Origin of the sequence: Lacrimispora xylanisolvens (genome assembly GCF_002934545.1) — a bacterium.
GTDB classification, from domain to species: domain Bacteria; phylum Bacillota; class Clostridia; order Lachnospirales; family Lachnospiraceae; genus Lacrimispora; species Lacrimispora xylanisolvens.
On sequence record NZ_PTJA01000003.1, the window covers coordinates 285,401 to 300,451 of the forward strand.

Below are 15,051 nucleotides of genomic sequence, written 5' to 3' on the forward strand. Positions count from 1 at the left end.
TTTTGTAATAGATAGAAATAAGGAGAAATAATGATTAAATACTGGAAGAAAGGTATAAAACTAAATCAAAGAATTGCTGCATTGCTTGCAATTGTCTTATTACTAACGCCTGTATTTACTTACTTACCGCCTGGTATGCTTGATTCCTGGGGGTTTGGACTGGTGTTTGTCAGTTCTGGTCAAGCAGGACATCCATATCTAAAGGGGAAGGCTCCTGGCGATAAAGGAGAAACCTATTTCTTTTGCATAAACAAAGGTGCTTCAGCTCATAGTAATTATGACTATTCCAAGGTGAATGCGGACATTGATTATAATAATGGAACCATTGAGCAGAAGCGTATGTTTTGGGCTTATATTGGAGCATTTGGCAGTTATGATGGAAATACAGCACTTACTACACAGTTTGGAAGTAGACGGGTTACTCCAGAAGTCGGGAGAGAAGTTGCATGGTCCAAGGGCAAAAGCAATGGTGGATCAACCTGGATCGAAAACATGGCCAATGATGGATTCATGTCATTGGAAAACGTACCGGAAGGCTGTAAAAGCCCGAAGGATATCCTTGACCTTATCAGTAAACACAATACTGCCGGACAGGCTATGTATATCAATGATCTAAGAAGTGGTCCCGGTCAAATAGATACGAAAAAACTGTATGAATTAACGGGGCTTAAAGATTGGGAAACCTTTGTAAAGTATTGCAGGATTGATCCGGTAACTCCAGGAATGGTCATTAATACAGAAGGACAGAACCTTTCCTGGAGTTTCCCCAATGCCCCGGCTGGTCAGAAACCATCAGAAGCGGTAATGAAGATCAGTTATGATCCAACTGTTTTTAGAGTATTAGAAGTCACAGGAAGCCTGGAGTATTTCCAGTGCAATGTACCAGGTTCCCAGCAGTTATACCGGGCAAAAGGAAATGTGAAAGAAAAAACATGTGAATTTTTCCTCACTACAAAATATAGCGCAAATGCCCCAACTCCGACGCCAGGAGATGGAGAAGTGTCACTAAAAGTATACCAGCACGATGAAACCTTTGAATCCAATTACAAGGTTGAATTGGAAAAGAGAGATTATGAAACAGGTAATCCTTTACAGGGTTCTACATGGCAGGTATTGGAGCAGTTTGATGATAGTCAATTAAGCGATGATGAAACTGATGGTGGAATTATTGAAGATAACATGAGAGAAGATCCAATAACATGGCAGGACTGGATGGTGTTTGATGATGACCTGGTTACAGATGCCAGTGGACGTATTTCTCATAAAGATACCCGCTATTACGATTTTAGTCATGCTTATTGCAATGGCCATCCAATTCCTCCGGAACCGGAAATAGATGAATCTGAAGAGGGGGAAGGTGAAGAGGGAGAAGGAAGCGATGAAGCGGATGAAGCTGCGGAAGAGTATGAAAGACTGATGGAGGAATGGCAGGCAGGAGTAGATGCCTGTGAAGCCCGTGCTGCAGCCAGTGGTGGAACCTTTCACCATTGGGAATGTGGAAGCGAGGAAGAACCATCTGAAGAAGAGGCTTTTGAAGCGTCAGGCTGTAAGGCAGCCAGAGACGCAGCTTATGAAACGTTTATCAATCTTGAATATGATTATACCTTCCGGGAAACAAAGCCAAGAGATGGTTATATCATTCATGATCCGGGCCATCCGGATGATGTGCCGATAGAAATTATCACAACAGCGGCATCGGAAGCCGAAAGATCAGCAAAATGGAAAAGTATCAGTAATGCGGATATTAGAGTTACCGGATATGTGCGCAACATGACTAAAGGTGGTTCGGATAACGAAGATTTCCAAGGATTTGCAGTCCAGAGTTTAGCAAACAGGGCAGATCTTGAATCAGAGGATTATGATCTTATCAGTGAAAATAAAATGTTACTTTCTGACAGTGATAATCTTTTAGCAAGTCCTTCCGAAAGTTTTGAAGATCCGGATCAAAGCACAGATTTAATCCTGAAAGAAACCTATGATCTTCCGCTGGGAGAAAGAATTATTAATAAATTGCTTAAATTTATGGGGCTTCCTACTTTTTTTGTAGAAGAGAAGGAAATAACCGTAAAGCTGGTTGCAAAAGATGATGAAGAGTTATTTGAAGACGAATTCCCGGAAGACGAATTTGAAGAGGATGAGGATGATGAATTTCTGGATGAATCCATAGATGATGATGAATCAACCCCCTCAAAGGCGAAAAAGAACTTTATTAATTATTCATTGAGATCTAGCCTGGCCACTGATTCGGAAGCCTCTATATCTGAAGTAAAAAGAGCCACAAGGAAAATCAGTCTATTTGCGGCTGAAGACACAGATGAAGAACCAGTTATGACAACAGCACTTCGTTTAAAGGCTCTTAGTGGTGATTTTGAAGGGGGAGAGGTAGACAGTCAGCCAGAAGTGGACAAAGGACCAGGTAATCATACGGCTCATACCTTTAAAGTGTACGATCATCGCATACCTGGACAGGTTCATTTTAATAAAAGAGATATGGTGCTAAAGGCAGGAGAATCCAAAAACTATGATTCCTTTGGAGATACCCAGGGGGATGCCACATTAGAAGGCGCTGTATATGGTTTGTTTGCAGCCGATGATATTTTCGGTCCAGATACCCAAAGAGATGAGAATGGAAATGTCTCCTCCGGAATTGGAGTGGTATTTGATGCAAATGATCTTGTTGCCGTGGCAACCACAGATAAAAATGGAGAGGGTTCTTTCTTAACAATGACAGAAAAACCTCACAGCTTTTACAATTATAAGACCGGAAAAATTGAATACACCGGAAAGAGCTATCCGGAAAATCTGTATGTGAAAGATGGATATGAAAAGGCGCAGCCACAAGAAGAGAGGGGGCGGATATACAGAAATAATAAATCCATGAATGGAGACGGCTGGATCGGAAGACCTTTAATCCTTGGCAACTACTATATTAAAGAACTTACCCGATCTGAAGGATACGAACTTTCTATCACTGGAAAAGATATGGAGGTTACAAATGCTGTTACAGGCACCCGTGAGACCTATGGTGAGACCGCTGATTCAAGAACAAATCCGGTGGGATCCGCCTGGATCACAAAGCAGCTTTATCATGCAGTTACCTTTCCAGAGAGGAATGCTGCATATGGAAATAAGGAAAACTTACTTCTTCTTGAAACAAAATCAAAGGATGCTACCAATGGTTATAATGTAGTGCTTGATGGAATCCCGGAAGGCGCAGATATCTACATAAATAACGTCACATTAAAGCCGGTAGTAATCCAGCAGGTGGATGGAGGAAAGTGGGTTGATGCAAAAGAGGCCCCTTATTATCAGACGGCAGAATCTCAATCTGTTTATAAGCGTGATATCAATGGAAATATGATTGAAAAGCCTGGAGTAACTGCGACTGTAAAGGTTCCTTATGAAGCAACTGGAACTGAGGCGGATAAACTTCCGACAGAAAGTACTGCAGTTGCCAGTGATCCGGCAAGGTTTGCCAGTGCATTTACCAATTCAGAAAGCAACGTAAAGTATGTGAAAGCCGAACTGGAGCAGATGATGCGTGATTCACTGCAGATGGAAACTCCGAAAGATGGTGATTATTCCACAATCAATACTCCAGTCTATGATGAAAAGAGGACGGTGAATGGAAAAACCGTCTACGGAAAGCCGGAAATTGTTCTTGAAATTGAAAATGTCACAACCAATAAATCCATTATCGAAGCCATTTTAAATTATTACATCAACGAAAAAGTATTTACTTATGGAGGGCTTCAAAAAATTGAATACAGTGGTGGAAAAGCAATTGTGACAATTGTTGTCGGCATGACTCCGGCCAGGACTTTACTGTATCAGACAAATTCCAGTGGTGATGTGGTTGCCGCTTACTTAACAAAACTGAATACAACCTATGGAAGATATGTCATAAGAAAATACACAGGAGATGAATTAAATGCTGCAAAAGTGGAGGATACAGGCAAATACATAATCAATGTAACGCCAGATTTTGAAGTCGGTGACGATGGAATTCCCACAGACAAAACAATTTATCCCTCAGACAGTGAGAGATACCTTCATTACGCTGCAGGCGAAACCCTTTACGATTACTGGTACTTAAATGGTGATACATATGTTGGCCATGCTCCTGTAACCAGAAAAGTCTGGGAGCCTAATTACAAGGAAGTTACTGTAAATGAGGAGAATGTAAGTTCCTCAAAGATTCCCAAGGTAAACTCCATGGAAGAAGTGACTGACCAGACTGGTAGCACTTATTACTACTATGATCAGGTGGCAAAGCAGTATACCATTCATGTTGGATCCAAGGATATGGATCTTAGAGGGGTTAAATCAGGAAACTTTACTATAGCACTAAATAATGGAAAAAGTGTAATAACCAATGAAGATATAAACACGATTGGCTCCAATAATGTATGGGGGTATGCAGCTGGATCCAGCATATCCAATGCAGAATATGTCATTCGTGTTTCCGGTGCCGGAGCTGGAGCATTTACTTCCGCAGATTTTGATAATAACAAAACTTTCATAAAGAATCAGCGATTGATTAGCAATGGTTATCACGACTTGAATGAGGATGGAAACACAAGAGAAACACCGACTCCAATTGAGGAGCGTATTATTGGGCAGCAAATTAAGGTTACTAAAACCATAGATGAAAAATCATATGAAAATACCAACACCTATGGCGCAGCCCATGAGGACTGGTTTACCAGAACATTTGGCGGGCATTTTGGAAGGAATATGGTGGCCAGGAAGATGGACAACTTCCGGTTTAAGGTGTACTTAAAATCAAACCTGGAACGCTTGCACCGGGATCATGATGGGAATGTCGTATGGCAGGACCGGTTAGGAAATGAAATAAATGTAAATGACAAAAATGAGAGATTTCCAGCCCTGGTAAATAAGGTTTATACGAAAGTCCAGCACCTTACCTCTCCTTTATATAAAAATTCAGAAGATGCAGTTGTAAGCAACGATTCCTTATACAGCTATTCCGATGGTTTCATAAATCAGAGCCAGAATAACGGCTATACTTCCGTACTGGAAACCATATCTGTAAAGGCGGATAACGGTAGCGAAGCAAGAAATATCTCTGTTTATAATTACGATAAGTTTTTTGATGCCATAAATGTGGCCAATGCGGATAAATGGGATCATACAGAAAACAGCAGCACATCCTTTAAGCCTTTTGCTCTAATAAAGAAGCTCCTGTTTGGAACAGGAGGGGCAGAAAATCAATATCCAGCGGGACATAACAATGCAGACATTAAGAATAATATCAACACCTCAGATATAGCTGCAGATAATGCACTCCGCTCAGACAACGTCCGCCAGTTTGCAATTACCTGGTATCTGGATGACGAAGTTGCAAAACTGGTAAAAAAGAATCAGTCTGAGGAAGCAGAAAGTGCTGCAGGAAAGAGTGTGTATTTCGATGAAGTTTATGACAAAGCCCTTTCAGAAGCAATAAAAAAGGCAGAAAACTATTTAAAACCGTTCTTTTCCTATGACCTTGACCGGATTTATTCCATTGAATGGGACAGTGCACAGGAAGGCGGGGCAGATAAGGATCTTACGACACTTTCCGCAGATACATTATTTGGTGATACTGCAGGAAACAGCGATGGTTATTATTTTGCCACATCAAAATATCTGCCATATGGAACCTATGTGGTGGCAGAACAGCAGCCAAAATACAGTAACCTGGGAGATTTAAAGAACAAACATTACCAGATTGACAAGCCAAGAGAAGTCTCGCTCCCCTCTGTATATGCAAATTATGATGGCTCCCAGGCTGTTCCGGAAGTGACTAATCATTATTACAATTATTCTGCCGGAACAACACAGCCTGAGATGGAGAGTAAGTACAGGATCCGCCTCAATGAGGAACATATAAACATTATCAAGGGCAGAAATGCGGATGGCGACTTTGAAGTTTATAAGTATGGCATGGACATTGATAATATTAGAAATGGCATGACTGGAACTGGATCAGGTGATTATTTTGCCCTGAGCCAGAACGGATTCAAGCCCTATAAAAACTACTACAATGAGCAGGATGCCAGGATAAGTGGTGAGGTTCCCTATTATCTGTCAGAGGGCTTAAGTGGTAGAGATGCGGTATCAAAATATTACCGGTTCAGCTCCGTTGCAGAAAACAAAGGGATCGCAAATGATGTCCCATTCCCTGGAGGAACCAGTACAGAAAGTAATGGTGCTGGAATCCAGTACAAAGATAATGTAATGACCATGCAGGGCGCGCGGATTGCCTATGATGGAAATTATGCCCCTATGCTTGTACCGTGGACGGTAGTGGCCTCTGACAATGCAGTTACAGAGGTGGCAGACAGCGCCCTTTCTCCAAATGGGGAGAGCTTATATAAAGGGTTTGGTTATACGAAATTTAATAACAGGTTTTATAAAGCCAGGCTGAGAATCGAAAAATTAGATTCAGAAACAGGTGAAAATATCCTTCACGATGGTGCAATGTTTGCATTGTATGCAGCGTCCAGGGAGGACGGGGCAAATACAGACGGAAAGGTAAACTTCTATGAAACAGATACCTGGATCGAAGGCTCTAAGGAATTTTTAGAAGCAATGGGAGCTGCCGGGATCTCTCAATCAGGTGAGATCTTTAGCGGATTGGTTCCAGCCGGCACCCCGATCTGTGAGGAAGGAGAACAGATATTTCTTTCTGATAAAGAAGGAAGAAGGACCGGTCAGTTTGAAGCCTTTACAACAATGAGAGATGGGTTACAGGCACAGGAAGGGAATCTGGCTTCCACCTCCTATCAGGATCAGAATACAGGATATCTTGTTACACCCCAGCCGTTAGGTGCCGGGACCTATGTTTTATGTGAAATCAAACCACCTGCTGGCTATGTAAGAACAAAGCCGGTAGCCATTGAGATCTATTCCGATCAGACCACCTATTACCAGGACGGAAAGCGGGATGAACGAGTGGCTGCAGCCATTTATGAAAATAAAGCATTAGATGAGGATACCGCAAGGATCTATGTGGGAAATACCCCGATTCGCTTAGAAGTATCCAAGATTAAGGATTCAGCTTCCACCGTTACCTATCAGACCGAAACCAGAGTGGAAGGAACGGAACTGGAATTAAAGCAGAGATACGGGGCGGAAAACCTGGAGTTTGGCTATAAAAACGGAACCTACTTAGGGTATGCCTGGTTTAAAGGAACCTTAGAATCTCTTCAAGCCAGAAAAGAAGCGAGCGAGAATGTCGAGCCAGTTTACTTAAATGGTGTATTTGCCGGGTATGGTCTGGTCTTCAGAACACTGGATACTGCGGATGATAAGAACCGCTATGCAGTTGGGGCAAAAATGGCACTCTACGATGCCATTGAGGTCAAAGAAAACGGAGACAGCGGAGATTACGGATATGACGGCGTGGAAGTGGAGAGAGACCGGAACAATAACGTCCAGTCCATCAAAGTGAAAAAAGGATATGCTGGAAGCACCGTAGAATTTATTAATAAGCAGGATCCGGAAGGAAATCTATCCGGAGAAACTGGGGAAGGTACCTGGACGTATGAGACCATTGACCGGGAGGATACCGACATTCTTTTTTATTCCCTGGCAGATCTTACGGTCACAGAGATCGGAGCAGATGGAGCCGTTTACGGTTATGACAGAAACAGCAATAAGGTATCTGTAAAAAACCGGGAATCCATCTTTGTGTTAAAGGCAGGAAAACCAGTCTTTGAGCTTGAAGGAGGAGATTTAACCAAGGTTCGCTATACAAAAGCAGACAAGCTACTGGCACTACCTTCTGAAACAACACTCTATCACCTGGATTCGGAAGGAAACCGGGATGCATATGTCGACCCGACCACAGGAATGGCTTACACCAAAGAGGAAAATAAGCTCCTGGTATGGCCGGTAAAGATTTCGCAAAATAAGACTGGGGCTGTCATTGCCAGGGAAAAGATTAAAACCTTCCGGATTGCTGCTGTGAATGCAGATACCGATCAGGAGTACACAACCGGGACGTACCAGGGAAAAACTTTTAGAAAGAGCATAAACCCGGTTCTAAATGGTCATGGATTGCCGGAGTATTACCAGAAGTCAGAGGAAACCTATAAAAAGGGTGATCCCATTTACGATATTGACGGGGATTATGTGCGCTATAAATACGATGATTTACTGGAAGCTTATAACCGGGCGGCTTACCGGATTAATGATCATTCCGGAAGAGATGCCATAGGTTCCGAAGAGGATATAACAGACGATCCGGGGCTATACCATCGTCAAGGAGAAGCCTGGGTAATAGAAAACATCTGGATTACTGGAGAAAAATATCCAAATGATCCTTTCCAAACGGTTATGACAGCAGGACAGGCAGATATGTTAAAACGTGTAATTCCAGGGACTTACATCATGGAAGAGGTAACGTCTCCTTCCGGCTACCAGAAAGGGTTTCCACAAGGGATTACCGTAGAAGAAACAAAAGAAGTACAAGCAACCGGCATGGAAGATTTAAAGATTAAGGTGGAAATTACAAAGACTGATGCAGCCAACCAATACCGGATACCAGTTATTAGTGATTACCAAGATGGTCTTGTTGTAACGGAACCCAAAGGCGCTTACAGCTATCAACAGATCACCGGTGCACACCTGGCACTTTACAATGCTAAGAGAGTTTACACCACAGACAGTAACACCTATCCCAAAGGTTATTACCTGGTCAAAGCAGAAAACAAACCGGCTGAATGGACCGTAGAGAGTACCGCAGACAATGCGCCGGTACGGATTGTAGCAGACTGGATAACCGAAGGAAAAGCCAAATATTTTGAAGGTATTCCGGCTGGAGATTATATCCTGGAAGAATCCGAAGCAGCAAGCGGGTATGTAAGAACGTCCATGGAGATTACGGTAAAAGCAGCCGGTGACGTTCAGACCATCAATGTAACCAATGACCATACGAAACTGGAGGTTTATAAGTACTTCTTAGACAGTAAGGGAGTAAAAACTCTTTTGCCAAATGATCATTCGGCTGAACTGGCCTTATATGAGGCAAAGACAGACCAGGACGGAACTATTTTAACGGAAGGAGGAAAGCCCCAGTACGATGAGTCAAAGAAAGTAGATCAGTGGACCACAGATGATTTAACGGAATACACGGAGCTGACAGAAAGGAGTAAGAAGCTTGCGGATCGCTTAAAAGGTTTCCTGGGTCTTACCATTAACAAATCCAGCTTTCTGACAGATTTTGAAGCCGCTTACAGGGAAAAAGGAGAAGGTTTCACCTATCTTACCTGGTACACCAAAGATGGGGAACGGAGTGCAGAACGGACGGAGAGCATATCGACTGAAAAGGGAGAGAATATCACTCAGATCTGGACTACCGATACCGGAGCTGCGATCCGAATCACCATTTACCGAAATGTGACAAACGGTTCCCTTGATACAGACGGTCAGCTGCCTCTGGTTTTTGAATATCAGTTTAACTATAAAGAAAATGGGGGGATCAAAAGCTATGACACCTTAGAGGGAATGCACCGTTTTGATTATCTGCCTTTGAATGTAGAAATGAACGGGAAAAAAATAGGCGCCTATGTCCTGGTGGAAGAAAAGGTCCCGGATGGGTTTGAAGCAGCCGATCCGAAGGCAATTGTCCTGACAGAAACCGGAGATGTGCAAAGAATTAGCCTTGAAAATGAGGAAAAGTACATCAATGTCTTAAAGGTAGTGACAGATGGAACGGCAGAATATGCAGCCACCGGTGCCGAGCTTGCCTTATATCGTTCGGATGCAGAGGGGAATCTTTTAGAAGATGAAACACACTTGGTTGAGACCTGGATATCCGGATCGGACGGGACCTATACGGAAGAGGATCAGTTTAATGGAAATATGCCCGATAAAGCGGGGCACGCTGTCCCGGAAGGGCTTTCTAGAGGAGATTTAAAACCTCATCGAATTGATAAGACCGCTTACGGAATTTACTATATAGTGGAAACAAAAGCACCAGCCTACATGCAGAAAGCAGATCCGGTAAAGATTACGGTTGGAGCTGAAAAGATACCATTTTATAAAGTGGTGAATACCCCTGCCATCGGTAAACTGGAGATAAAAAAGAAAGCCTCCGATACAGGGGGAGGATTGGAACATGCAAGGTTTGAGGTGACAAACGAAGAGACTGGTAAAATTTGGTACATTACTACCAGCACGGATGGCATGGCAGAATTATCCGGGCTTCCAGTAGGAAAGGTCCAGACGGATGGAACCATGAAAGCTTACACCTATACGGTAAAAGAAATTTCTCCGCCCGATTTATATCAGATTACCGAGAGAATCAAGAAATTCCAATTTGACGGGACAGAGAACGTAAATGAAGTGCTCTATCATTATGAGGTTTATAATGACCCAACAAAGATCCTTTTCAAGAAAACAAACTTTGACACCGGCATGGCAGTGGAAGGAGCAGAGATTGCTGTCTACAAGGCGGTAGCGGTGAACGGCGAATATGAAAAGAACGGAGAAGCCATAGCAACAACCATTTCAGGACCCAACGGTTTCACCCTGACAAAGAAGCTATCAGCAGGACAGGTTTATATTATGGATGAGTTAAAAGCTCCAGCCGGATACGTTCTTTCAGCACCGGTGATCTTTACTGTAAATAAGTCAGGAACAGGAATCTTAAATGTATCCAATGATTTCAGTGTTTTAAAACTGGCAAGTGAGAACGGCGCCATAGAAGCCCTTACCATAACCGGAAGAGTTCCGGTAAAAACCTACCTTATCTTAAAGGATTTAGACACCGGGACAGAGCTTCCAGCCTTCATGGGAACAGGAAGCAGCCTTATCTTGACAGCTGATGACGGGATCACGGACGGGCATTTATATGAGATTAACGAGTATACCAGGTATTCAGACGGCCAGACAGAAAAATCCGGAAAAGAAACCAGACGGATCTATCTTAATGAACAGGGAACCTACTCACTGGATTCCAGAACTTATTTAGAGACCAGGCAGGAACTGACCGACTCTGAGGGAAATGTACTGGCAAACTGGATCGTCAGTGATCACACCCACGATTACACCATAACCAATCCGGTAACGAAAGAAAGTCCAATTGCCAAGGTGACAAGCCGCGTTGGGGCAGATCACAGTGCAGTAAAGACAGGAAGCGTTATGAAATACACAATTACCTATACCAATCCATACAGTTATCCGGCAGATATAAAAGTAAAAGCAATTCTCCAAGAGGGCCTTGATTATTTACGCTCCACCTCCTATGGTGTTGAATTAAACGGAAACGTCTCTTGGAATCTAACCAATATAGCAGCCCATGAAAGCGGAACCGTGGATGTGGTAACTGTAGTTAGCGGAGAAAATGGAACGGAAGCCAAAGCAAACTTTATTACGACAGTCGGAGCGGTTACAAAAAGCACGAACCTCTGGAACCCGATTGTCCCGGATGGTTCCATCAGTATCATAAATAAACTGACAGGGACAGGAAAGAGCCAGGCCGATGCATTTACCTATCATGTGAAATTCACAGATCAGGCAGGAACGGCCTTAATTGGATATCAGGCGTTTTCCGGTTCCAAAACAGGAAGAATCAAGGGGGAGGGTGATATCACTCTTACCGGAGATGGATTTATTACCTTTTACGGTCTGCCCTATGGAACCAGATATGAAATCACCAAAGTGGGAGCAGATGGATATGAACCGGGAGAGAAAATCGTAACCGGAGAAATCCAGAAAAACTTCCAAAGTGAAGTGTTTGAAAGCAATTATAATAACAAAGCGATCCGGGAAATCCTGACAGCCGGAGGAAGCTATCAACTTATGGAGACAACCTCTTACAGCGATGGGAACAGCCTCATAAGCGGTGCGTACCGATTTGAAGTAAATGCTTTAGGAATGGTTGATAACGTTGATATGGAAGACCGGACGGTGCGGCTGTATTTTTCCAAGATTGACAGGAATACTGGTAAGGAAATAACCGGAGGCAGCTATCAGCTGATTGATGCAGAGACAAATGAGATGATTTATGAATTTACGAAGGAAGGAGAGAGGGTTCAAATCCCAGCAAAACTTGCAATACCAGGTAAAGAATATATCATTCATGAGGTCAGTTCTCCGGATGGATACGCTTATGAAGATGATATTAGATTTACTGCAGAAAACAGCGGAATTTCTGAGACTATTATCATGGAGGATCAGAAAACAGAAGTGAATTTTTTTAAAATGGATGCAGAATCAGGAGAAATTTTAAGCGGTGGGCGGTTTGCTATCAGGGAAAAGGATACTGGCACATTGATCAAAGAATTTACACCAGCCGGAGAACCAGTTATTTTTACAGGACTTTTAATTGCCGGCAGAATTTATGAACTTTCTGAGGAGGAGCCTCCTGCCGGGTATGCCTGCAGTGAGAGTGTGACATTTACTGTACCAAAAGAAGCGGAAATGATAACCGTCACTATGAGAGATCAAAAAACGGAAGTTGAAATTCAAAAACTGGCCAAATCTTTGACGGAGAGTACTCTTTCTGAAGCAGCACGTCCATTATCCGGAAGTACGCTTCAGATCTTAAATGAGGATAAAACAGCTGCAAAGGCTATATGTGATGGAAATGGTATAATAACCGGTGAGGATTTAATCTTCACAACAGGAAGCCATTTCGAAGTGATAAAAGGGCAGCTGATTGCCGGAAAAAATTACTGGCTTCATGAATTGAGACCAACAGATGGCTATGCTTATGCAAAAGATGTGGCATTTACAGTGAGTTTAAGCGGACAAAGGAATACTGTGATTATGATTGATGACCCGACCCATGTGATCCTTTCTAAAAAGACAATTACGGGCAGCGAAGAACTTCCCGGGAATCGTCTGAGTTTAATAGATAATGAAGGAAATCAGATAGAACAGTGGATATCTGGGGAACAGCCTCATGAAATGATAGGAAAACTAATAGCCGGAGAAACTTACCACTTTAGTGAAGAAAAGCCGGTAGATGGGTATGCCTATGCAAAAGATATTTCCTTTACTGTCAGCAAGACTGGGAGCATTGACCAGGTAGTAATGAGTAATGATACAACCAGAGTCTGTATCAGAAAAGTAGATTCATCTGGTCGTATTTTAAAAGGAGCCACTTTACAGATATTGGATCAGCAAAAAAACGTAGCTGTTCCAGACTTCGTATCAACAGATGAACCGATAGATATCATAGGTGAATTAGTAGCAGGAAGAACTTATTATCTTCATGAGGTAAATGCACCAGCTGGTTACCTTCTATCCTCTGATATAGCCTTTACTACACCCAAAAGTTCCCAACTATTGGAGGTTACTATGACGGATCCCAGTCAGCAAATTCCAGGCTCGGATAAAATGTATCTCTACAAGACTGATGAGGCAACAGGACAGGGGATTAAAGGAGTGGAATTTTCTATTTACCGCCCTAACGGAAACTTATATCTGACTGTAAATACTGGTGAGGATGGATATGCAAAATTTGATATGCCAGAAAATGGTACCTATACTTACAAAGAGACAAAGTCAGCTCCTGGCTACCTTGCAACAGATCATACTTACGCCTTCACTATTAAAAATGGAGAGGTAGCAGAAAACAGTATCGTATCAGTTGTTAATTACCGTTCTCCGGAAGTGATAATCCAAAAGGCAGATACTGAAACAATGGAAAAATTAGCCGGAGCTGAGCTGGAGATCAGAGGTGAAGCTGGAGAGCCGGTATTTAAAGGAATAACAGATAAAAATGGAATCATTTCATTCCGTCCGATTCGTTCTGGACAATATACGGTTCATGAAATAAAAGCTCCGGCAGGGTATAGAAAGATTGATTCCTTCCTGACTATTTGTATAACGGACGACGGAATCGTTACAGGAGAACTTACAATGTTTAATAGTCCGGAGCGTAGAAATAGAAAAGGCATAATAACAGCTAAATATCAATCAGACTTAAATTGTCTTGGAATTATCAGCCATAGAGGAACAGGGTTTTGGAACTGGCTAAGCAAATTACCTGGGACAGGCGATGCAGGTCTTGGAAGTGGGATACTATTGAGTCTGGGTCTGTTGACTCTTGCATGTGGAATTACGATCGTGAGAAGAAAAAAATAAGTAAGGTGAAATGCAAGTATAATATAGTTGCGATGGTCTCAGATGGGATTCGTGGGAATGCAGTCACACCTGTACCAATCCGGGCACAGCAACAGCCGGGCAGAGCATGCAGTCATAAAAAGTTCGGGGATAGAAATTTATATATGCAAAATTGTAAAACTATTTCTTTTGTGATAAAATGTAACTAATTTCCAGATAAAGAAGGAGGAACATCGTAATGAATAAAGAAGTATTAAATTATGTAGTTGAAAAATCACATGAATTAATCAATGCACCATCTTGCAGCAAGGAAGCAAAAGCTGCCGCACAGACATGGCTGGATGCAATTGGGACGGAAGAGGAAGCAGCTGAAACAAAAAGATACATAAAAGAACTGGAGGCAGATATTATACCGATTGATGCTTTAATTGGTTTTGCAGAATCTGATCATGGAATTCAGATTTTTGGAGAGGATACCGCTAAGAATATTGCAGGACATGCAAAAAAAATTAAATCTGAAGGCGCGATCTATTGTGATTGCCCGGCTTGCTCAGCGGCAACAGCAATAGTTGAAAAGAAAGAACTTATTATTGAATAATTAAATTTAAATACTTAAAGTATTAGGAAAAAACCTCGCGGATCGAATGTCACCAGCAAGCTATGCTATTTTGTTTTGCTTATTGGAAATCACATTAAATACGGGAGGTTTTTTATTATCCCGACATCAATGATTATCTGTAATGGAAATGTGCATCTATGCTTTATACCTTGCTATAAAAGCACTAAAGATTTATTTTGAAAAAACATGATATTTTCATGCCGACAGAATTAATTAAAATAAAAAAACCCCGTAAACACGAGGTTTTCCAACAGCTTCCGGGGGGACTCGAACCCCCGACCCACGCATTACGAATGCGTTGCGCTACCAACTGCGCTACGGAAGCAATCCGGCTATTCGGCACAGTGCCG

General features: G+C 42.4%; 2 protein-coding genes and 1 tRNA gene. 2 read left to right on the top strand and 1 reads right to left on the bottom strand.

The genetic code is table 11. The features are described 5' to 3' along the window. Positions 1 to 30 precede the first annotated feature (30 nt). Both BXY41_RS06960 and BXY41_RS06965 read left to right on the top strand, forming a co-directional pair. Entirely contained in the window at positions 31 to 14,103 is a 14,073-nt protein-coding gene (locus BXY41_RS06960) for a SpaA isopeptide-forming pilin-related protein (RefSeq protein WP_104436099.1), read from the top strand. 217 nt (positions 14,104 to 14,320) lie between these two features. After that, a complete protein-coding gene (locus BXY41_RS06965) occupies positions 14,321 to 14,680 on the top strand; it encodes a molecular chaperone Hsp90 (RefSeq protein ID WP_104436100.1) in 360 nt (119 codons plus the stop codon). Positions 14,681 to 14,953: 273 nt separating this feature from the next. Here the strand turns inward: BXY41_RS06965 and BXY41_RS06970 are convergent. After that, positions 14,954 to 15,026: transfer RNA gene (locus BXY41_RS06970), tRNA-Thr, on the bottom strand. Positions 15,027 to 15,051: the final 25 nt, after the last annotated feature.

Coding starts and splice junctions, on each gene's coding strand:
- BXY41_RS06960 (WP_104436099.1), top strand. CDS start 31: ATGATTAAATACTGGAAGAAAGGTATAAAACTAAATCAAAGAATTGCT.
- BXY41_RS06965 (WP_104436100.1), top strand. CDS start 14,321: ATGAATAAAGAAGTATTAAATTATGTAGTTGAAAAATCACATGAATTA.